22 protein-coding genes and 3 pseudogenes are annotated in these 17860 nt (G+C 69.4%); 14 read left to right on the top strand and 11 right to left on the bottom strand.

Going from position 1 to position 17860, the window contains the following annotated elements; translation table 11 throughout:
• The 4 genes from ABXG85_RS09210 to ABXG85_RS09225 form a co-directional block, all read right to left on the bottom strand.
• Positions 1-1341, bottom strand: a 1341-nt coding sequence (locus ABXG85_RS09210; RefSeq protein ID WP_353513412.1) for a GH1 family beta-glucosidase, incomplete at its 3' end; no start/stop codon positions are given.
• Between the two features lie 21 nt (positions 1342-1362).
• Positions 1363-2118 (bottom strand): carbohydrate ABC transporter permease, encoded by a 756-nt coding sequence (locus ABXG85_RS09215; RefSeq protein WP_016330315.1) that lies wholly within the window; start codon positions 2116-2118, stop codon positions 1363-1365.
• Between the two features lie 30 nt (positions 2119-2148).
• Positions 2149-2535, bottom strand: a complete 387-nt coding sequence (locus tag ABXG85_RS09220) for a type II toxin-antitoxin system VapC family toxin (protein WP_014516135.1) — start codon at positions 2533-2535, stop codon at positions 2149-2151.
• Positions 2528-2782, bottom strand: coding sequence for an AbrB/MazE/SpoVT family DNA-binding domain-containing protein (locus tag ABXG85_RS09225; RefSeq protein ID WP_014516134.1), 255 nt, complete (start codon positions 2780-2782; stop codon positions 2528-2530). The genes ABXG85_RS09220 and ABXG85_RS09225 overlap by 8 nt, the downstream gene beginning before the upstream one ends.
• A gap of 152 nt (positions 2783-2934) precedes the next feature.
• Between ABXG85_RS09225 and ABXG85_RS09230 the strand changes: the two are divergent.
• From ABXG85_RS09230 to ABXG85_RS09250, 5 genes and pseudogenes are all read left to right on the top strand, one after another.
• Positions 2935-5064, top strand: a pseudogene (locus ABXG85_RS09230) (alpha-amylase family glycosyl hydrolase).
• Positions 5065-5303: 239 nt separating this feature from the next.
• Positions 5304-5513, top strand: coding sequence for a gamma-glutamyl-gamma-aminobutyrate hydrolase family protein (locus tag ABXG85_RS09235; RefSeq protein ID WP_014516132.1), 210 nt, complete (start codon positions 5304-5306; stop codon positions 5511-5513).
• A gap of 82 nt (positions 5514-5595) precedes the next feature.
• Entirely contained in the window at positions 5596-6021 is a 426-nt protein-coding gene (locus ABXG85_RS12915) for a hypothetical protein (protein ID WP_014516131.1), read from the top strand.
• Entirely contained in the window at positions 6018-7499 is a 1482-nt protein-coding gene (locus tag ABXG85_RS09245; RefSeq protein WP_014516130.1) for a DEAD/DEAH box helicase, read from the top strand. Before ABXG85_RS12915 ends, ABXG85_RS09245 begins: the two co-directional genes overlap by 4 nt.
• Before the next feature lie 67 nt (positions 7500-7566).
• A complete protein-coding gene (locus ABXG85_RS09250; protein WP_295426144.1) occupies positions 7567-7869 on the top strand; it encodes a toprim domain-containing protein in 303 nt (100 codons plus the stop codon).
• Here ABXG85_RS09250 and ABXG85_RS09255 read toward each other — a convergent pair.
• From ABXG85_RS09255 to ABXG85_RS09275, 5 genes and pseudogenes are all read right to left on the bottom strand, one after another.
• Positions 7857-8180: pseudogene (locus tag ABXG85_RS09255) on the bottom strand (transposase); the annotation flags it as partial. The gene ABXG85_RS09250 and the pseudogene ABXG85_RS09255 overlap by 13 nt on opposite strands.
• A 59-nt stretch (positions 8181-8239) precedes the next feature.
• Positions 8240-8569 (bottom strand): annotated as a pseudogene (locus ABXG85_RS09260) (DUF4277 domain-containing protein); the annotation flags it as partial.
• Positions 8570-8667: 98 nt separating this feature from the next.
• Positions 8668-9246, bottom strand: coding sequence for a DUF4143 domain-containing protein (locus ABXG85_RS09265; RefSeq protein WP_279231285.1), 579 nt, complete (start codon positions 9244-9246; stop codon positions 8668-8670).
• Between the two features lie 43 nt (positions 9247-9289).
• Complete coding sequence (locus tag ABXG85_RS09270) at positions 9290-9637, bottom strand: DUF5615 family PIN-like protein (RefSeq protein WP_014632318.1); 348 nt, start codon at positions 9635-9637, stop codon at positions 9290-9292.
• Positions 9634-9939 carry a DUF433 domain-containing protein gene (locus tag ABXG85_RS09275; RefSeq protein ID WP_014632319.1) on the bottom strand — a complete coding sequence of 102 codons (306 nt, stop codon included), beginning with the start codon at positions 9937-9939 and terminating at the stop codon, positions 9634-9636. Before ABXG85_RS09275 ends, ABXG85_RS09270 begins: the two co-directional genes overlap by 4 nt.
• 190 nt (positions 9940-10129) lie before the next feature.
• On the opposite strand from ABXG85_RS09275, the gene ABXG85_RS09280 reads away from it, so the two are divergent.
• The 8 genes from ABXG85_RS09280 to ABXG85_RS09315 are packed head-to-tail and all read left to right on the top strand — an operon-like array spanning position 10130 to position 15097.
• Positions 10130-10774 (top strand): LexA family protein, encoded by a 645-nt coding sequence (locus ABXG85_RS09280; RefSeq protein WP_135343467.1) that lies wholly within the window; start codon positions 10130-10132, stop codon positions 10772-10774.
• Complete coding sequence (locus tag ABXG85_RS09285) at positions 10764-11150, top strand: hypothetical protein (protein WP_014677642.1); 387 nt, start codon at positions 10764-10766, stop codon at positions 11148-11150. Before ABXG85_RS09280 ends, ABXG85_RS09285 begins: the two co-directional genes overlap by 11 nt.
• A 35-nt stretch (positions 11151-11185) precedes the next feature.
• Positions 11186-12115: a toprim domain-containing protein gene (locus tag ABXG85_RS09290; RefSeq protein ID WP_353513413.1), complete on the top strand. Its 930-nt coding sequence runs from the start codon at positions 11186-11188 to the stop codon at positions 12113-12115.
• 10 nt (positions 12116-12125) lie between these two features.
• Positions 12126-13157: a hypothetical protein gene (locus ABXG85_RS09295; protein ID WP_353513414.1), complete on the top strand. Its 1032-nt coding sequence runs from the start codon at positions 12126-12128 to the stop codon at positions 13155-13157.
• Positions 13158-13197: 40 nt separating this feature from the next.
• Positions 13198-14049, top strand: a complete 852-nt coding sequence (locus ABXG85_RS09300; protein WP_353513415.1) for a hypothetical protein — start codon at positions 13198-13200, stop codon at positions 14047-14049.
• A gap of 10 nt (positions 14050-14059) precedes the next feature.
• On the top strand, positions 14060-14557 hold the full coding sequence (locus ABXG85_RS09305) for a hypothetical protein (protein ID WP_295426148.1): 498 nt from the start codon (positions 14060-14062) through the stop codon (positions 14555-14557).
• The gene (locus ABXG85_RS09310) at positions 14550-14759 is read left to right on the top strand and encodes a hypothetical protein (protein ID WP_295426155.1); all 210 of its coding nucleotides are present in this window, start codon (positions 14550-14552) and stop codon (positions 14757-14759) included. Before ABXG85_RS09305 ends, ABXG85_RS09310 begins: the two co-directional genes overlap by 8 nt.
• Positions 14756-15097 carry a hypothetical protein gene (locus tag ABXG85_RS09315; RefSeq protein ID WP_295426149.1) on the top strand — a complete coding sequence of 114 codons (342 nt, stop codon included), beginning with the start codon at positions 14756-14758 and terminating at the stop codon, positions 15095-15097. Before ABXG85_RS09310 ends, ABXG85_RS09315 begins: the two co-directional genes overlap by 4 nt.
• A gap of 4 nt (positions 15098-15101) precedes the next feature.
• On the opposite strand, the gene ABXG85_RS09320 is transcribed toward ABXG85_RS09315, so the two are convergent.
• Both ABXG85_RS09320 and ABXG85_RS09325 read right to left on the bottom strand, forming a co-directional pair.
• Positions 15102-15605 carry a hypothetical protein gene (locus ABXG85_RS09320; protein WP_295426150.1) on the bottom strand — a complete coding sequence of 168 codons (504 nt, stop codon included), beginning with the start codon at positions 15603-15605 and terminating at the stop codon, positions 15102-15104.
• Between the two features lie 2 nt (positions 15606-15607).
• Positions 15608-17227 carry a hypothetical protein gene (locus ABXG85_RS09325; RefSeq protein ID WP_295426151.1) on the bottom strand — a complete coding sequence of 540 codons (1620 nt, stop codon included), beginning with the start codon at positions 17225-17227 and terminating at the stop codon, positions 15608-15610.
• 254 nt (positions 17228-17481) lie between these two features.
• On the opposite strand from ABXG85_RS09325, the gene ABXG85_RS09330 reads away from it, so the two are divergent.
• On the top strand, positions 17482-17853 hold the full coding sequence (locus ABXG85_RS09330; protein ID WP_295426152.1) for a TrbC/VirB2 family protein: 372 nt from the start codon (positions 17482-17484) through the stop codon (positions 17851-17853).
• The last annotated feature ends 7 nt before the right edge of the window (positions 17854-17860 follow it).

Below are 17860 nucleotides of genomic sequence, written 5' to 3' on the forward strand. Positions count from 1 at the left end.
GAGGAGGTTGCGGTCCCGGAGGTACCCGTGGAAGCGGGCTAGGTCCTCAATCCCCCCCGCGAAGTAGAACTCCCTCCCTCCCCGGTACCGCTCCCGGGTGTAGACGGCGAACTGGCGCATGAAACGGGTGAAGAGGCGGTAAGGGACGAAGCCCGTGGGCTCCAGGAGGTAACGGGCCTCCCAGGGCCGGTCAAAGGGGGTGGCGGTGGCGTAAAGGGTGAAGAGGGCCCGCCAGGCGGCCTCCACGTGGGCCTCGAGGTAGGCCACCCGCTCGGGGTCCTCCACGACGGCCTCTCCCGTCCAGAGGTCGGGGTAGGCGGCCCCGTTTTCCGTGATGTAAAGGGGCCAGGGCACCTCCCGGCCGAGGTGCTTCAAGAGGTGGTAAAGCCCCTCGGGGTAGACCTCCCACCCCATGGCCGTGACCGGCCCCTCCGGGGGAAGGTAGCGCACGGGCAAAGGCCCCGTCCCCGGGGCCACGCGGACGGGGGCGTAGTAGTTCACCCCTAGGAAGTCCAGGGGCCTTGCGACGAGCTCCAGGTCACGGGAGAGGTTGGGAGTGGGCGGGGGGTCTTGAAAGGGGCTTTCGGGATACCCCCTGCCCAGGATGGGGTCCAGGAAGTAGCGGTTGTGGTAGCGGTCAGCCACGTCCACCGCCTCGGGGTCCTCGCCGTACACCGGGGCGAAGTTGAGGACGATCCCCACCCGCTTCGCCCCCGCGGCCCTCAAGGCCTCCACGGCGAGGCCGTGCCCCAGGAGGAGGTGGTGGGCGGCGCGAAGGGCCGCCTCCAGGTTCCTGAGGCCGGGGGCGTGTTCCCCCGTCCAGTGCCCGAGGAAGGCCGAGCACCAGGGCTCGTTCAGGGTGGCGAAGAAGGGCACCCGGTCGGCGAGGGCCCGGGCCACCGCCTCGGCGTACTCGGCGAAGGCGAAGGCGGTCTCCCGGCTCCGCCAACCGCCCCGGTCCTCGAGGGCCTGGGGCAGGTCCCAGTGGTAGAGGGTGAGGAAGGGCGTGATCCCCGCCGCGAGAAGCCGGTCCACCAGGCGGTCGTGAAAGGCGAGGCCCTTGGGGTTGATCCGCCCCCGGCCCTCGGGGAGGATCCGAGGCCAGGCCACGGAGAAGCGATAGACCCCCACCCCAAGGGATTGCATAAGGGCAATGTCCTCCTCGTAGCGGTGGTAGTGGTCGCAGGCGGGCTCCCCTGTGCTTCCGCCCCAGATGGCCCCCGGGCGGCGGGCGAAGGTGTCCCAGATGGAAGGCCCCCGCCCGTCCTCCTGGGTGGCCCCCTCGATCTGGTAGGCGCTGGTGGCTACCCCCCACAGAAACTTTTCGGCGTTCTCGGCCATGCGCGTTCCTCCTCCCAACGCCTAGCCCTTCACCGACCCGGCGGTGAGGCCTTGGATGAGCTGGCGCTGCGCGAAGAAGAAGAGGACGAGGACGGGCAGCGTGGCCACCGTGGCGGCGGCCATGACCAGGTCGTAGCGGTTCTGGTAGTTGCCCACGAAGTTGCGGATGCCCACGGGAATGGTGGCGGTGGCCTCGGTGGTGAGGACCTGGGCGAAGAGGAGCTCGTCCCAGGCGGTGAGGAAGATGTAGACGGCCGTGGCCGCGAGGCCCGGGAGGGCCAGGGGCAGGATCACCCGGTGGAAGGCCTGGAAGGGCGTGGCCCCGTCCACCATGGCCGCCTCCTCCAGCTCCTTGGGAATGGAGGCGAAGAAGCCCCTGAGGACCCAGATGCTCAGGGGAACGAAGAAGGCGGTGTAGGTGAAGACAAGCCCCCCGTAGCTGCCCACGAGGCGCACCTCGAGGCCCAAAGCGGAGCGGACCCAGTTCTGCACGTAGATGTACATGATGTAGATGGGGATCAGGAAGAGGATTCCGGGGATCACCTGGGTCACGAGGACGCTTCCCCCAAAAAGCTCCGCTCCGGGGAAGCGGAACCGGGCGAGGGCGTACCCGGCGAAGGTGGCCACGGCCAGGGCGAAGGCCGTGGTCAGGGAGCAGACCAGGAAGGAGTTTTTCAAGTAGTGAAAGAAGGGCAGGACGCGCCAGATGTCCAGGTAGTTGCCCCACTGGGGCGCCTTGGGGAAAAGACTTCCCGTGGCCGCCTCCAGCTGGGTCATGAGGGAGGTGTTTGATCCGGCCCCCTGAGCTTAGCGCACCACCCGTATCCGCACGCCCGGGATCTGGCTCCAGGCCCGGTCTGTGGTGAGGATCTCCAAGCCCCGCACCTTCCCCGTGGCCAAGCAGGCCCGGTCCCCAAGGGAAAACCCCAAGGGGCGGGTCAAGGGATCCAGGGCACCCGCCTCGAGGGCTTCCTCCAAGGTGAAGGGCACCACCTCGAGGCCCATCGCCAGCAGTCTGGCCACAATCCGGTCCGCGTCTTTTCCTCTACCCTTGAGCTTGCCCACCACCTCGGCCAGGTTCACTGCGCTGATGGCCGCCCCCTCACGCAAGGCCTGGCGCACCACCTCGAAGCCGGACTCCCTTTGCAGGTAGGCGAGCAAGGCGGAAGCGTCCAGAAGTTTTTCCTCAGGCATCCCGCTCGGCCTCCAAGCGCCGTTCCCGCAAAAGCTCCTCGGTAAGGCTTTCCTTGATGTCGGAAAGCTCCTCCCAAAGCGCTTCCTCCACCCGTTCCCAAGGTTCCAGCACCAGGCGACCCTCCTCCACCAAGGCCACCAACCGGGTCCCCGGCCTAAGGCCCAAGGCCCGGCGCAAGGGGCTCGGGAGGAGCACCCTTCCCTGGGCATCAACCGTTAGTGTGGTGGAGTGGACCTTTTTCACCATATAAGCCATTCTACACCACGTTCACATCCCCCCGCACGTCTAGCCCTTCACCGGCCTCTCCTCCGGAGAAGGGTGTACAAGCTTTTTCGCGGCCCTGAGCTGAGGCTTTCCCCAGTTTGGGGTAGTATGGAAGCGCTTTTACAGGAGGGAATATGCGGCGAATCCTGGCGCTGGTAGCGGTCCTCGGCTGGGCCTTGGGGGTGCCGGTCACCTTCCGCTACACCCCGCCCCCGGGGTTGGAGGTGCGGACAGTGAGCCTCAGGGGCTCGTTCAACGGCTGGGGCGAGACCCCCATGAAGAAGGAGGACGGCTCCTGGACGATAACCTTGGATCTGGAACCAGGCGAGTACCAGTACAAGTTCTTTATCAACGGCCAGTGGCCCAAGGACATGTGCCACGACCCCACCTTCGGCACCCCAATGGTGGACCCCACGGCCGCAGGTTGTGTGGACGACGGCTTCGGCGGCCAGAACGCGGTGATCGTGGTCCAGGCCCCATTAGCCCCGGGCGGGCCGGTGGCCCTGGAGTTCGCCCATGACCCCAAGGAGGCCCGCTACCTCTCCCTGGCGGACGGAAAGCTTTCCCTTCGCTTTAGCGCCGCCGAAGGGGTGGTCGCCAAGGCCTAGCTGGAGGCGGGCGGGGAGCGGTTCCCCATGCACCGCCAGCTCTTTTTCCCGGGAACTGAGGTGTGGCGCGTGGCGGTGGCGCCTGGGATCGGGGCGTACCGCATCCGGGTCCAGACCCAAGACGGCCGGGAAGAGGTCTTTGGCCCCTTTACCCCCCCTGCGCACCCCTTTGCCGAGGTGCCCTGGGTAGGGGAAGGGGTGGGCTACCAGATCTTCCCGGAGCGCTTCTTCAACGGCGACCCCAGCAACGACGCCAAGGCCCTGGAGACCGATGAGTACCAGTTCAACCTGGTCTGGCAGCGCTCGGGAGAGATGGGACCCCACCTCTCGGGCTGGACCGACCCGCCCAGCGTGCACCACTGCTGCCACCAGTACTTCGGGGGCGACCTGGTGGGCGTCCTGGCCAAGCTTCCCCACCTCGAGGCCCTCGGGGTCAGCTTGATCTACTTCAACCCCCTCTTTGACTCGGGCTCGGCCCACGGTTACGACACCCACGACCACCTCGAGGTCTCGCCCAAGTTCGGCGACAAGACCCTCCTGAAGAAACTTTTGGAGGAGGCCCACCGCCGGGGAATGCGGGTCATCTTTGACTTCGTACCCAACCACACCGGCCTGGGCTTCTGGGCCTTCCAGGACGTGGTCCGGCGGGGGCCGGCTTCCCCCTACTGGAACTGGTACTTCATCAAGCGCTGGCCCTTCACGCCGGGGGACGGCCAGGCCTACGAGGGCTGGTGGGGCCTGGGGAACCTGCCGAAGCTCAACACCGCCAACCCGGGGGTCCGGCGCTACCTCCTAGAGGTCGCCAAGTACTGGCTGCGCTTCGGCTTTGACGGCGTGCGGGTGGACGTGCCCGGGGATCTCCTGGATGCCCACGGCTTCTTCAAGGCCCTCCGGACCGAACTCAAGGGGCTCAAGCCCGAGGCCTACCTGGTGGGCGAGATCTGGCAGCGCGATACAAGCTGGCTCCAGGGAGACGAGTTTGACTCCCTGATGAACTACGCCATCGGCCGGGACATCCTGTTGCGCTTCGCCAAGGGGGGAAGCCTGGCCCTTTACAACGGGAGGCGGGCCTTGGCCGACCTCTCCCGGACCTACGCCCTCTACCCCGAGGCCGTGGCCGGCATGGGCTTCAACCTGATCAGCTCCCACGACACCGCCCGGCTCCTCACCGAGGTGGGGGGCGGGGGCCTAGGGGACGTCCCAAGCTCCGAGGCCCGGGCCCGGCAGCGGTTGGCCGCAGCCCTCCTCTACGCCCTCCCCGGGGTCCCGGTGACCTTCCAGGGGGACGAGTGCGGCTTTACCGGGGAGAAACCCGATAAGCCCCCGTACGACCTCCAACGGTACCCCTTTCAGTGGGACCGGTGCCGCGGGGAGACCCTGGCCTTTTACCAAGGGCTGGCCTGGCTGCGCCGGGAGCTCCCCGCCCTGAGGAGCGCGGTCTTCCGGGGGTATCTGGGGGAAGGCCACCTGCTCGCCTTCTTCCGCGGGGAGCCGGGAGAAGGCGAGGTGTTAGCGGCCTTCAATAGCGGCCTCGAGGCCACCCCCCTGCCCCTGCCCCCGGGGGGCTGGCGGGACCCCCTCGAGGGGCGCACCTACCGGAACCAGGTGGAGATCCCGCCTTTGGGCTTCCGCTACCTGGTCCATTCCGGTGGCTAGGGACCTTGGGGTTGTGCTGCGGGGTCCATGCGCCTTATCGGCGGGGCCACCCAGATCCTCCCTGGCCCGAAGGTTCTTCGGGGCGTTTTTTAGCCCCACCTAAAGGCCCTCTCCCATAGGGGCCTCGCCCACGTCCCCCTAACCCCCGGAGAGGCTGGAGCGGATCCTTTCCGCCTCCCGGGGGGCGGGGATACCGATCCCGCCTGCTTCGGGGAGGGGTCCCACCCGAGGCTCCGGGGGTGAGCCCCGAGCGGGACACCCAAGAACCTTTCCTGGCCCGGTATGCGGCGGAAAAGGGCCTCCAGGGAAGGGACGTGGCCCTGGGGGGAAGCCTCTACCAGGACCTGGAGGCACAGGGCTTCCACGAGGCCCAGCGCTACCGGAAAAGCCCGCCCCATGCCCTGGCCCACGGGATGCGCAAGGAGGAGGCCCTTCGGGCGCTCTTGTAAAGGCCCACCCCTCCACCCCCCAAGAGGATCCCAGCCTGCTCGGGGTGCGCCTACTTTGAGCTCCACTTCGTGGAAGAAGGGGATGGTTAAGCCGGTCTACGCCTTCTCCTCGGGAAGGCTTGGCGGGATGGCCAACACCATCGTCCTGGAAACCCCCGAGCACAAGCGCCACCTGCCCGTGGAGCAGGTACCGGGGCTCTCCCTCTTTGGCGAGGTGGACCTCAACAAGCGCTTCCTGAAGTTCGCCGCCCCGAAGGGCCACCTGGCCGAAGGCGGTTTCCAGCCTACGGGGGTAGTGGCCGTTCTTGCGGCCGCCGTGTTCCCGAAAGAAGGCCGCAGAGTACGCCCCCTGGGCATGGCCCTGGTCGGCGTCCAGCAGGATCTGCAAGACCTCGGTCCCCGTCTCCAGGACCTGGCGCAAAAGGAGCTCGCCTTCCTCCCCGGCCACCGCCGGCCCGTGCCCTTCGCCGAGGGGCCCAGGGCTTTTCGGGTTAGGATGGGGCCGTGATCCCGACGCGCTACGCCGCCTACTGCCCAAACTGCGGCGGCGAGGCGGAAAGCGAGCGCCTCGCTGCGGGGCTTGCCTGCGCCCGCTGCCAGCCGGACCCCCAAAAGCCTCCCCTCCCCGGGGCGCTCGCCCATTTCGCCGCCCAGGAAAAGGCCCTCGCCGACTGGACCCGCTTCTTTACGGCCCAGGTGGGCGCCCCGCCCTGGCCGCGGCAGCGGGCCTGGGCCGCGCGGGTGGTGCAGGGGCGCTCCTTCGCCATGCTCGCCCCCACGGGGATCGGCAAGACCACCTTCGGCCTCCTCACCGCCAGCTGGCTTGCCAGGGAGGGGCGGCGGAGCTACCTCGTCTTCCCCACCCGCCTCCTCGTGGCCCAGGCGGCGGAGCGGCTTCGGGCCCTGGGCGCCCCCTTCGCCGCCTACACCGGGAAGCCCCGGGAGAAGGAAGCCCTCCTCGAGGGCGGCCGCCCCATCGGCCTCTTCACCGTGGCCTTCCTCCACAAAAACCACGCCCGGCTCCCCCGGCCCGTGGACTTCCTCTTCGTGGACGATGTGGCCAGCCTCCTCAAGTCGGCGCGGAACGTGGACCGGGTCCTGGGGCTTCTGGGCTTCGCCCCCGAGGACGTGGAGAAGGGCCTCGCCCTCATCCGGCTCCGGAGGAGGCACCCTGAGGAGGCCGAGCGGAGGGCCGAAAGGCTGAGGGGGAAGGCCCGGGGGGTCCTCGCCGTGGCGAGCGCCACCGCAAGGCCGCACTCGCCGCGGGTCCACCTCTTCCGCGAGCTTTTGGGCTTTGAGGTGGGCACGCCGAGCTTCGCCCTGCGCAAGGTAGCCGACCTCTACGAGGAGGCCTTCGGGCTCTCCCAGGAGGAACTCTGGGCCAGGGGGGCGGAGTGGGCGGGGCGGCTTGGAAAGGGGGGGCTTTTCTTCCTCCCCGGGGACCTGCCGAAGGAGGCCGCCCTGGACCTCGCCCGCTTCCTCCGGGCCCGGGGCCTCAGGGCCAAGGCCTATCTGGAGCCCGAGGCGCTCGAGGCCTTCCGGCGGGGCGAGGCAGACCTCCTCGTGGGGTTCGCCTCCTGGCGCAACCCCCTGCCCTTTTGCCCCTCCTGGAGGACCCAAGGCTTAAGGCCCTGGTCCGAAGCCTCGCCAGGAGGCCCGGGCTCCAGGAGAAGGAGGTCGCCCCCCTGCGAGAAGCCCTCCTGGAGCGGCTCGCCGACCCCGCCTTCCGCGCCCGCGTGGCGGAAAGCCCCGAGGTGGGGCTCACCTTCGTGGGGGAAAAGCCCGTCCTGGTCTTCGCCGACGTCACCGGCTACCTCCAGGCCTCGGGGCGGACGAGCCGCCTCACCCCGGCGGGGCTCACCCAGGGCCTCGCCCTCCTCCTCGCCGAGGACAGGAAGGCCTTCACCGCCCTCGTGCGCCGGCTCGGCTACCTCCTGGAGGCGCCGCCTCTCCCCGTGGCCGAGGCGGACCTCGAGGCCCTCTTGAAGCGCGTGGACGAGGACCGGGAACGGCTCGCCCGGGGGAGCGGGGTAGCCTTGCCCTGCCCGAGCGGGTGGTGGTGGTGGAGTCGCCCAACAAGGCCCGCACCCTGGCCGGCTTCTTCGGCCGGCCCATGCGCCGCTACCTCCCCGGCCTCGTGGTCTACGAGGCCCTCGCCGAGGAGGGGTACCTGGTGGTCACAGCCACCCGGGGCCACGTCACCGACCTCGCCCTCCGGGGCGGGCTTTACGGGGTGGAGACGACCCCCGCCTACCGCCCCCGGTACCACCCCTTGCGGGCCTGCCCCGAGGGGAGCGTCCCGGACCCCTTGTGCCCCGACGGGACGGAGAGCAGACTTGACCGTTATACCGCATAGAGCCCCAGGAACCTGAGGGCGGAGAGGGGATGGAAGGAGAAGGTCTCCAGGGCCGCCTTCTTCTTCCGCACCCCCCTGCGGTACAGCAGGGACACCAGAAAGGCCCGGAGGACCGCCAAGACTTGCGCCCCCACGCCCCGCACCTGGCAGGCGTCCTCATGGAGGAGGACGTCCCGTACCCAAAAGGACCGGTTCTCCATCTTCCACCGGGAAAGGAGAAGCTCCCCAAGCCGCCTCGCGTCTGCTTCCTCGGTCCCCAGGCTGGGGAGGGCGTAGCTCGCCGCGCGCCGTACTTCCCCCGTCCCCTTGTACACCCCACCCCCGTCCCCTTGTACACCCCACATTCCGCACCCCCTTTACTCCAGCAGGTAAAGAGGGTGTCCAGCATGCGGCCCATGCGGTCGTCGTTGAGGAGGCCTGGGGTGACGCCCTTTCCCAGAAGCCACTCCGTGGGCTTACCCTCCCAGTAGTGGCCGAAGAGGTAGAGGGGAGAAGAGACAAAGCCTAGGGCGTTCATAATGGCCGCTTACAAGGTAGCCCCTTCGGGGCTGACCAGGGCCACCCCCGTGCTCACCTTTTCCCCCGGGCGGGGGCCCACCCGTTCGTCCACCAGGGGGACCAGCCCGATACGGTCCACGGTGCTGGCCACCAGGCCCAGGTGGCCGAGGTCGTACACCCGCAGATCGGGTGTGGCTTCCATCCCAAAATCCTAAGGCCAGGGGAGGAGGGATGCGGAATGTGGGTTGAAGGCCGTCGTAAAGGTCCCCCACCGGGAGCCACGCGGCCCTGGCCAACCGCTCACCAGCAAGGGCAGTGTGGCCGGATAGACCCGGGCCGCGAAACCCGAGGGCGGGCGCTTACCTCCTCCAGAGCCGCTCCATCATCGCCCCAAGGGGAGCGGCGAAGACTCCCTCCCCCAACGGGGAAGGTCTCCCCTCCCGGGTAAATCACGAAGGCCTCCTGGGGCTTGAGGTCCTTCAGCGCCTCGTGGAACCCCCGGGAAGGCCGGGGATCAAGGCTCCGCTTGACCTCCACGGCCCAGAGCCTCCCCCCGGGCAGGAGGAGGACCAGGTCCACCTCCGCCCCGGCCCGGGTGCGGTAGAAGTAGGCCTCGCCCCCCTCGGGAAGCACCTGGAGGAGGTTCTCCACCACGAAGCCCTCATAGCTCCTCCCCACCACGGGGTGGGCAAGGAGGTCCTCCAAAGTGCGGAGCCCCAGGAGGGCGTGGACCAGACCGCTGTCCCGCAGGTAGAGCTTGGAGCTTTTCACCAGGCGCTTCCCCACGTTGGCCTCAAGGGGAGGCAGGCGCCTCAGCAGGTAGAGGTCCACCAGAAGCCGGAGACCTTTAAGCTCCTGGCTTGTGACCGAGGGGCCCAAAAGGAGCTGGTGGACCTCCTTGAAGGAAACGCGAAGGCCAACTCTAGAAGGGCAGATACAGGATGGCGTTCTCCAGCTCCCCAGGTCGCGCGGCAGTCAGAAGGAGCTCCAGATCCTCCAAGATCCGGCCCACGCCGACCCCCCGGCGCAAGAGGATGAGCCCAGACATGGGCCTGCCCTCCTCTATGCGCCGCGCGGCCTCGGCGCTCAGGGTGGCGTGGTCCCTGGACACCAGCACCCGTCCTTCCCGGGCGGCCCACTCCAGGACCTCAGCGTCTGATCTCCCCCCAAGGCCCACGTCCACTACCCGAACCACGTCTAGCCCGGGGTGGCGCCGCTTCAGGCCCAGGAAGAGGGCCCTTTCCACGTTCTCGTCCAAAAGGAGCTTCACGCCCTACCCAGCCGGGCGAGAAGGGCCTTGGGGAAGTGGACCCGGGCCCGCTCCTCCGCCTCCAGAGCCGCCCTCTTCGCCCTCTCCCGGTAGGCGGCCACCTCCTCCGGGTGGCGCAGAGCCCAAGCCAGGACGGCGTACACGTCCGCAAGGCTTAGGCTGGGGTAGGCCAGGACCATCTCCTCGGGGGAGAGCCCCCCCTCGTAGGCGTCCAGGAGGTCTTCCAGGTAGACCCGGGTGCCCTCTACCCGGAGGCCTCCGGCCTCGTCCGCCACTAGGGGGATCCGCTCGGTCAGGACCATGCGCCCCTCAGTATACTCAGGAGCCGCCCCGCGCGCCTAGACTTTGTAGTCGGTCAGCGCATGCCTTCCTGTGCTCCTTCTCGCGGAGATTGGAGTGCCCTACGCCGTTTTGCCCGCTGACCGAAGAACCTTGGGTGGAGGGCTTGCACCTTGAGGGGGGTACTGTTATAAAACAGGTAGAGGAGGAGCTATGGCACCCCCCTTGCCGGAAGGGCAAAAGCGGGTCTTTTTAGAAGCGGCGCGGCTCCTGCGCCGGGGCCTTTCCCCCACGGCCCATGACCTGACCCGGGCCTTGGGCTTGCGGCCGCAGACCGTGCGCCAGCACCTGGAGGCCCTGGCCCGGAAGGGCCTGGTGGTCCTCTATCCCCAAGGGCACGGCCGCCCCACCCACGTGGAGCTTACCCCGGAGGGGAGGCTGCTTGCGGGCCTCGCCATCCCGGTGGTGGGAAGGGTTCCTGCGGGGCCCCTGGAGGAGGCTCTGGAGGAGGTGGAGGGCCTCATCCCCCTGCCCGCACGCCCTAACCTTTTCGCCCTCGTGGTGGAAGGGGACAGCATGGCGGAGTACCTCCTGGATGGGGACGTGGTGGTGGTGGAGCGGGGAGTAAGGCCGAGGCGAGGGGAGATTGCCGCCGTGCTTCACGAGGGGAAGACCACGCTCAAGTACATCTACCCCGAAGGGGACATGGTGGTCCTCAAACCCCACAACCCCGCCTATCCCACCCTGCGCTTGCCCGCCTCGGAGGTGGAGGTCCAGGGAGTGTTTCGCTTCCTTCTCCGGGGGCGGGAGGCCCTCGAGGCGATGCGGCTTCTTTTGAGGTGGAGCTATGAGCACTGAAGCCCTTTTCCGCGTTCGGGTTGAAGAGGAAGGGAGGTCAGGGTTCCGGCTGTTGCGGTTGCTCCCCTCGCGGGAGCGGTTGGTGGTGGTTCTACGCGAAAGCGCCCTCGAGGGGCTTTTGCGCCTTCCCGAGGGCTCCTTCCGCAGGCTGGCCCACGGCGAGGCCAGCGTGGTGTCCATGGCCAGCCTGCTCCCCGAGGAGCGGCTGCAGCTGGAGACCCTGGGCTACGCTCGGACCTTCAGGCGGCCCAAGGGGGAGGTGGCGGCGGAGGTCTTCTTCCTCCAGGAGGAGATCCCCCTGGTTTGGGCGAGGCTGGACCTGGACGGAGCGGGGGTGGTGCTGGAGGCCTTCTTGGAACCCGAAGAGGTGGTTTAGGGGCCCGGGGGCCTAGCGGCCCCACGGGAAGGGGCGTGGACCCGCTCACCCAGGCGATCGACACGGTGGACCTGCCGGAGCTCGTAGCCCGGCTCTTCCCAGAGTCCGGGGCCAGGCCCGGCAGGCCCGGGCTTTACCGGGCGGTCTGGCGGGGGGACAAGAAGCCCTCCCTCTCCCTCTTCAAGGCCGGGGGAGTGTGGTTCTTCCGGGACCACGCCACCGGGGAGAGCGGCAACGCCTACCACCTGCTCCTCGCCGCGGGCTTCTCCAAGGCGGAGGCGGTGGAGATCCTCCTCGGAGAAAGGCCCCTCCCTGAGCTCCCGAAGCGGCTCCGGCGCGGGAAGGAGAAGCCCAAGCCCCCGGTGGACCTGGGGGCCGCCCTCTCCGAGGCCCAGGCCCGCCTCAGGGAGGCGAAGGAGCTCCCCGAGGTCCTGAAGGGGCGGGGGCTCACCCTGAGGGAGGCGGTCCTCCTCGGGATGGGGCTTTCCCCCGAGGGGGACCTCTACCTCCCCATCCACGACCCCGAGGGAAGGCTGGTGGCGGTGAAGGTGCGCCACCTGAGGCCCAGGGACGGCCAGCGCTATCGCTACCTCACCCGGGGGTGCGGCACGCCGCCCTGGTACGGCCCGGGCTACGGGAAGCGGGCGGGGGTCCTGGTGGTGGAGGGGGAGCTCAACGCCGTGGCCCTCTACCTCGCCGTAGGGGACCTCCTGGACGTGGTGGGGGTGGCCGGGGTGAACGGCACCCTCCCGGAGCCGGACGGGAGGCCCACCTTCCTCCTCTTGGACGGGGACGAGGCGGGCCGGGCGGCGGGAAAGCGGTGGCAGGAGGAGCTTGGGGGCCACCTCCTGGCCCCCCTGGAGGGCGGGGACGCCTGCGAGGTGGCCCACGGGCAGGGGCGGGAAGCCCTCAGGAAAGAGGTCCTGGCCCGGGTGGGGGAGGCGCTTTTGGGAGGTGAGCCCTAGTATGGAACCCATGGAGATTGCCCTCATCCCCCTCGAGGGCGGCCACGCCCTGGTGGCCGAGGTGGGGGTTTTCGCCATCGGCAAGGACGCGGAAGCCGCCCAAGCCCTGGGGCAAAGGCTTTACGCCCACCTGGGCCTCCCCGTGGTGCCCCTGGTGGTGGGGGGGCCCAGGCGGGGCTACCACCAGGGGGTCTTGCACCTGGGGAGCCTGGAGGAGCACCTGCCCCACCTCCCCCGGGTCCTCACCCCCGGGGAGGTGCAGGCCCTGGCCCGCTTCCTGGAGGGCGGGGGACCCAGGCCCGAGGTGCGGCTTCGCCTGCCCGCCAACCCTTCCCCCAAGCCTTCTCCAGCCGCAGAACAGCCCTCAGAACCCTTGCCCCCTCAGGCCCAAGAACCCCTTCCCCAGGGAAGCCCAAAGCTCCCCCCTGGCAGGGGCGCGGTCTTCGTGCGGGGCGGGGACTGGCGCAACCGGGAGGTGGTGGCCCCGTCCGCCGGGGAAGCCCCTTCCCCTGCCCGTCCCGCCCCGGCCCCCAAGCCCTCGAGGCCCCAGGCCCCTCCTTCCCCCCTCCGGCACCTGGTCTGGCTTCCCGCCCTCCTCGTCCTCTACGCCGCCTTGACCCATCTGCCCGGCCTGGTGGCCTTGGTCCCTGCCCTGGGCTTCCTCCGCACCCAGGACCGCCTCCTCAAGCGGGGGGGCTCGGCCTGGGACTGGACTGGGGCCTTCCGGCGGGTGGTCTACGGGGTGAGCCTCACCCTCTTCCTGGGGGTGGCCCTCCGCTTCCCCCTGGAGGCCTCCCTCACGGGGGCCCTGGCCTGGGCCCTTTTGCCCTCCCTGTGGGGGGCTTTGGCCCTCTACCGCCCCCTGCCCTTGGGGGAGGCCTCGAGGCTCTACGCCCTGGCCTGGGGGGACGCCCTCTTTTGGCTTGGGGCCTTCGCCCCCCTGGCCTTCTACCTGGGGGCGCCCCTCCTTGGGGTCTTGCTCCTGGTGCCCGCCCTCTTCTGGGCTTTGGGAAGGCACCTGGACCCATACATAGCAACATAAGGTTGCGCCATAGGCAAAATATGTGGCAACATAAGGGCGTATGCGAAGCGCCCTCCTTGGCCTTTTCCTTTTGGCGGGCCTGGCCCAGGCCCAGGTGGTCCTCAAGACCTACTACGCGGAAGACCTGGTGCGCTCCCCGGGCGTTCTGGAGGTGAGCCCGGGGTTCACCACCGTCCTGGACTTCTGGGACCAGGTGGATGCCGCTTTCAGCGCTAAGCGGGAACTCCTCAGGATCGAAGGCGGCGGCCCCCGGCTCCTCCTTTCGGCGGGGATGGTGGGCACGGCCACGGGTCCCGTCCCGGTGAAGTCGGGGATGACAGACCTGGTGGTGGAGGTGGGGGGGAGAACCCTCCTCTTCACCGTGCGCATCGCCCCCGGGGAGTACCCGAGGCGCTACCAGATCCTCCTCCGGCGGGGGCAGGGGGGGACCTACGCCCCCACGGGGCAGGGGGTGGCCCCCACGCCTCCCGCTCCTCCGGTGCAGGCTTCCCCTAAAGTGGAGGCTCCGGCACCCAAGCCCCAGCCGCCCCAGGACCCCGGCCCCCAGGTGGCCTTCACCACCGCTGTCCAGGCCCCCATGGACGCCTCGGGGCGGGTGAGCGTCTTCTTCACCCTGGAAAACCGGGGGCGCAACCCGGTGAGCTTCGCCCTGAACGACCTCGAGGTCCTCCAGGAGGGAAGGCCCTTACGCTTCAGCGTGCGCCGGGATCCCCTGAAGGCGGTGCTGAACCCCGGGGAGGGGCAGAGCGGGGTGATCCTGGTGGAGGGGGTAAAGCCCGGGGAGCTCCTCCTCAGGTGGCGGGGGGTGGAGCTGGGCCCCGGGCGGAGCTTCGCCCTGGAGCGGAGGCTTCTGGGGACCACCCTGGAGATCCAGACGGGGGACGGGCGTTAGGGGGTGTCCCGTGAGCCGCACCCACGAACTCCTCCGGCCCTGGACCGAGGGGCCCTTCACCCTGAAGGAGGCGGCAGAGCGCTACGGGGAGGCCCTGGTGGCCGAGGCTTTGCGGGAGCGGATCCTGAAGCCGGTGATGACCCGGCTGGGCCCCGTCCTGGTGCCCGCCTCCCGGGGCCGGGTGGCCCTGGGCCTCACCCGCCACTACACCCCGAGGCCCGCTCCCCTGGAAGACGCCCTCCTGGTGCGGCGGCAGGTGGAGGAGATGGTGGCCAGAGGCTACCGGGTCTTGAAGCGCAAAGGGGGCCGGGCGGTCTTGGAAGGGGAAGGGGAGCGGGTCTTGGTGGTGGGAGGAGCCCAGCGGGGCCTCCTGGAAAGCCGCCCCCGGCGTAAGGATCCCCTGGAGGCCACGGCGGGGCGGGTGGTGGTCCTGGTGCCCGAGGGGCAGGCGGTGCGGAGAGGCCGCCCCCGGGTGGAGGTGCGGGAGGTGGCCCTTGGAGGTGGCTAGGCAGTTTGCCGACCTGGTGGAGAGCCTGGTCCCCCCAAGGGGCTTCATCCTGGCCCTGGTGGCCTTCGCCGTGGTCATGGGCGGCCTCCTCATCGCCATCGGGGAGAAGGACCGGGGGATCCTCTACCTCATCGCCGCCCTTCTGGGGGGCATCCTGGCCGCCTTCGCCCGGCCCCTGCTGAGGGGGCTACTGGGCATATGAATGAGGTCCTCTGCGCCGTAAACCGCCTCATCTGCGCCTTCACCCCACCTGTGGCCCTGGTCCTAGCCCTGGTGGTCCTGGCGGTGGTCCTCCTGGGCTACCGGGTGCTCATGGGGGACCTGCGGCGGGCCAAGTGGACCCTGGCGGCCCTTATTCTCCTGGGGGCTTTCCTGGCCCCCATCCCCAACGGCAGGGGGGGCTACACCGCTGCCTTCTACCCCTTCGTGCGGGCCCTCACGGGCGGGTACGGGGGATGCACCTTCCGGGGACCGCCCCCGCCCTACACCCCCAGGCCGGATGAGGCCCCGGTGCGGGGGCTTTCGTGCGGGGGGCGGTAGGTTGCTAATCCCAAGCAGCCTGTAGCACCCTTGAAGCCTCGGGCAAAACCCGCTTGAGGGTCGCTACCCTTTCCCGTATGGGCACCCCCCAGACCTGCCCCACGAACCTGCGGGCGAAGGCCTCTCCCTTGGCCCTGATCCTCTCCCGGGAGTAGGCCCCGGCATCGTACTCCACGGCCACGGGGCCTTCCAGGGTGAGCCAGACGGCATCGGGCTCCTCCACGGGGTGCATTCTGCGGTAGCTCACGCGCCAGACCTCGGAGTCGGGGGGCAGGCCCAGGAGGAGGCGCATCTCCGCCAGGCCCGCCAGGTGGCGGAAGGCGGCCAGGGGCAGGTGGGCCAGGTCCGGGCGGACGAGGAAGGCCACCCGCTTGGGGGCCCGGTAGTGGGTGAGGCCCAGGTAGCCCTCCACCCGGAGGGCGTCCTCTGGCACCTCGAGGCCCCACCTTTCCACCTGACCCAAGGACCAGGCTCCGTCCAGTAGGAGGGCAGAAGGCGTCTTCACCATGGCTACAACCCCAGGACCAGGACCTCGAGGCCCACCCCCTCCGCCACCTCCGCCAGGCGCACCACCGCCTTCTGGCCCTGGGGCACGGCGAAGAGGTCTGCTGCCGCCGCCCCCAGGAAGAGCTCCAGGGGCGGGGCCTGGCCCTGCTGGATCACCGTGCCCGTGGGGCTTGTGGTGATGGTGGTCTGCTGGCTCCGGGCCCTAACGTAGTCGGAGAGGCCCCGCAGGGAACCCCGCACCAGGTCGGCCACCAGGGAGGGGGCTTCCTCCCGCACCTGGGCCTGGAGCCCCTGGGCCCGGTCCTGCCCCAGGACCACCGCCTTCACGCCGAAAGTCTTCCCCCCTAAGACCGCCTGGTCCAGGCTCACCTCCACCCGCCGGGTGGGGGAGAGCTTGGCCTTGCCCAGGAAGACCGCCCCGTCTTCCGTTTCCACGGCCACGGGGACCTCCTCCCCCTCGGGCACCACCAGCTTCACCGCCAGCCGCCCCCGCAGGCGGGTGCCCGGGAGGTAGGGGGAGGCCCCTTGGGAGGCTTGCGGCGTCTGGGAGGCCTGGGGGGCTTGGGCCTGGCCCGGCTGGGCCTGGGCTGTGGGCCCAGCGCCGAACACCTGGGGCATGGCCTCCTGGAAGTAGCGGAGCTCCCCGGAAGGGGGTGAGGAAGGGGCGGGAGCCGAAGGGGGCGTGGGGTTTTGGGCGGGCTTATAGGCCACGAAGGAGGCCATGGGCGGCACCTGCCCTTGGGCCTGGCCCTGGGAGGAGGCCTGGTAGGCGGCGAGGGCTGGCCCCTGGGCCGCCTGGGCACCTAGAGGCACCCCCAGGGAGCTTCCCTGGCCCTGCCCCTGGCCCTCCTGGGCCTGGGGGCGGAGGAAGGCGGTCATGGTGGGCCCCTGGGCCACCTCCTGGCCGGGGGCGGGGCGGGTGTAGGCGGTGAGGGGAGGGGCGGCCACCTCGGTGGGGGTCTGGTAGGTGGCGGTGCCCGTGGTCTGGGGCGGCGGGGGCACCTCCCCCACGGCCCCCGGCGTGGGCGGCGGAGGCACCGCCTCGGTTCCGGGCACGGCCCCGAGAGCTACGGGAGAGCCGGGAGCCTCCGGGTTCGTGGGGGTGGCCTCCAAAGCCCCCGGCGTTTGGGATGGGCCTGGCGCCTGTGGGGCGAGGGCTTCCCCGGAGGGCGTGGGAGAAGGGACGGGAGCGGTGCTGGCCACCGGCCCTTCCCCTGCCCGCACCTCCTGGGCGGGTGGCTTGGCCTGGGCCGCGGGAGCTTTGCCCGAAGGCAGGTTGTTCATCCCCCAGAGGAAGATCACCGCCCCCATGGCCCCGCCCACGGCCCACAGGATCTGCTTGGGCCTCGAGGGCACCCACTCCCCGGTGAGCTCGTCGTAGCGCATGAAGAGGCGGTTGATGAGGTCCCTGATGAGGGCCCGCTTTTTCACCTCCCGGCGCACCTCCTCCTCCGGGGGGACCACCTGCTCAAAGACGATGCTCTTCTCCAGAAGCTCCTGGAGCTCGGGGTCGGTGGTCCTGAGCTCCTCCAGGAGGCGGTAGAACTCCGGCTCGTCCGGTTCCGGTACGGGCCTGCCCAGCTTGCTCTCCACCTGTTTGCGCACGTCAGGATCCAACCGCATGCCCTCATGTTGCCATATAGTGCGGGTGTTGTGCTATAGTAATGGCCGTATGAGGTGGAAAGGGGGTGGGAACTGGACCAATCCCATGGGGGCTTCGGCTATAGGCAAGACCCTTGCCGGGGACCGGGCATGTTTTGCCGCAACGATTGGGGCAACCCCGGTATTTCCAGGGCGTATTCCCGGTCTGGGGCAAGCGGCCAGGGGACTGGGGCTGAAGGTGCGCTCAGCCTCAGGTGGCTAACGAGGAGGTAAACGTGCGCACTTGGGTACAAAAGGCGAAGGCTTTCCTCTTCTCTGAGCATGGCAGGTTCCTGGTTCTGGCCCTTTTGGCCAGTCTGGTCCTCTTCTCCGGCGTGGCCCATGCCCAGGCGGACCAGGCCTTCAACAACGTGACGGCAGCCATCTGCACCATCGTGAAGTACCTGAAGGGGCCCATCGGCCTGGGGATCATCGTCCTCATGTTCGCCATCGGGGGCATCAGCCTGGCCATCGGGGGGCGCAACGCCATGCCCCTCATGATCGGGGCGGGCATCGGGGGGATCGTCATTGCCGCCGCTCCCTACTTCGCCAAGATGTTCATCACCACATCGGAAAACCTTCCCCCGGCCTGCAGCGGGGTCATCTAGGGGGTGA

Origin of the sequence: Thermus sp. LT1-2-5 (assembly GCF_040363165.1) — a bacterium.
Classification (GTDB): Bacteria; Deinococcota; Deinococci; order Deinococcales; family Thermaceae; genus Thermus.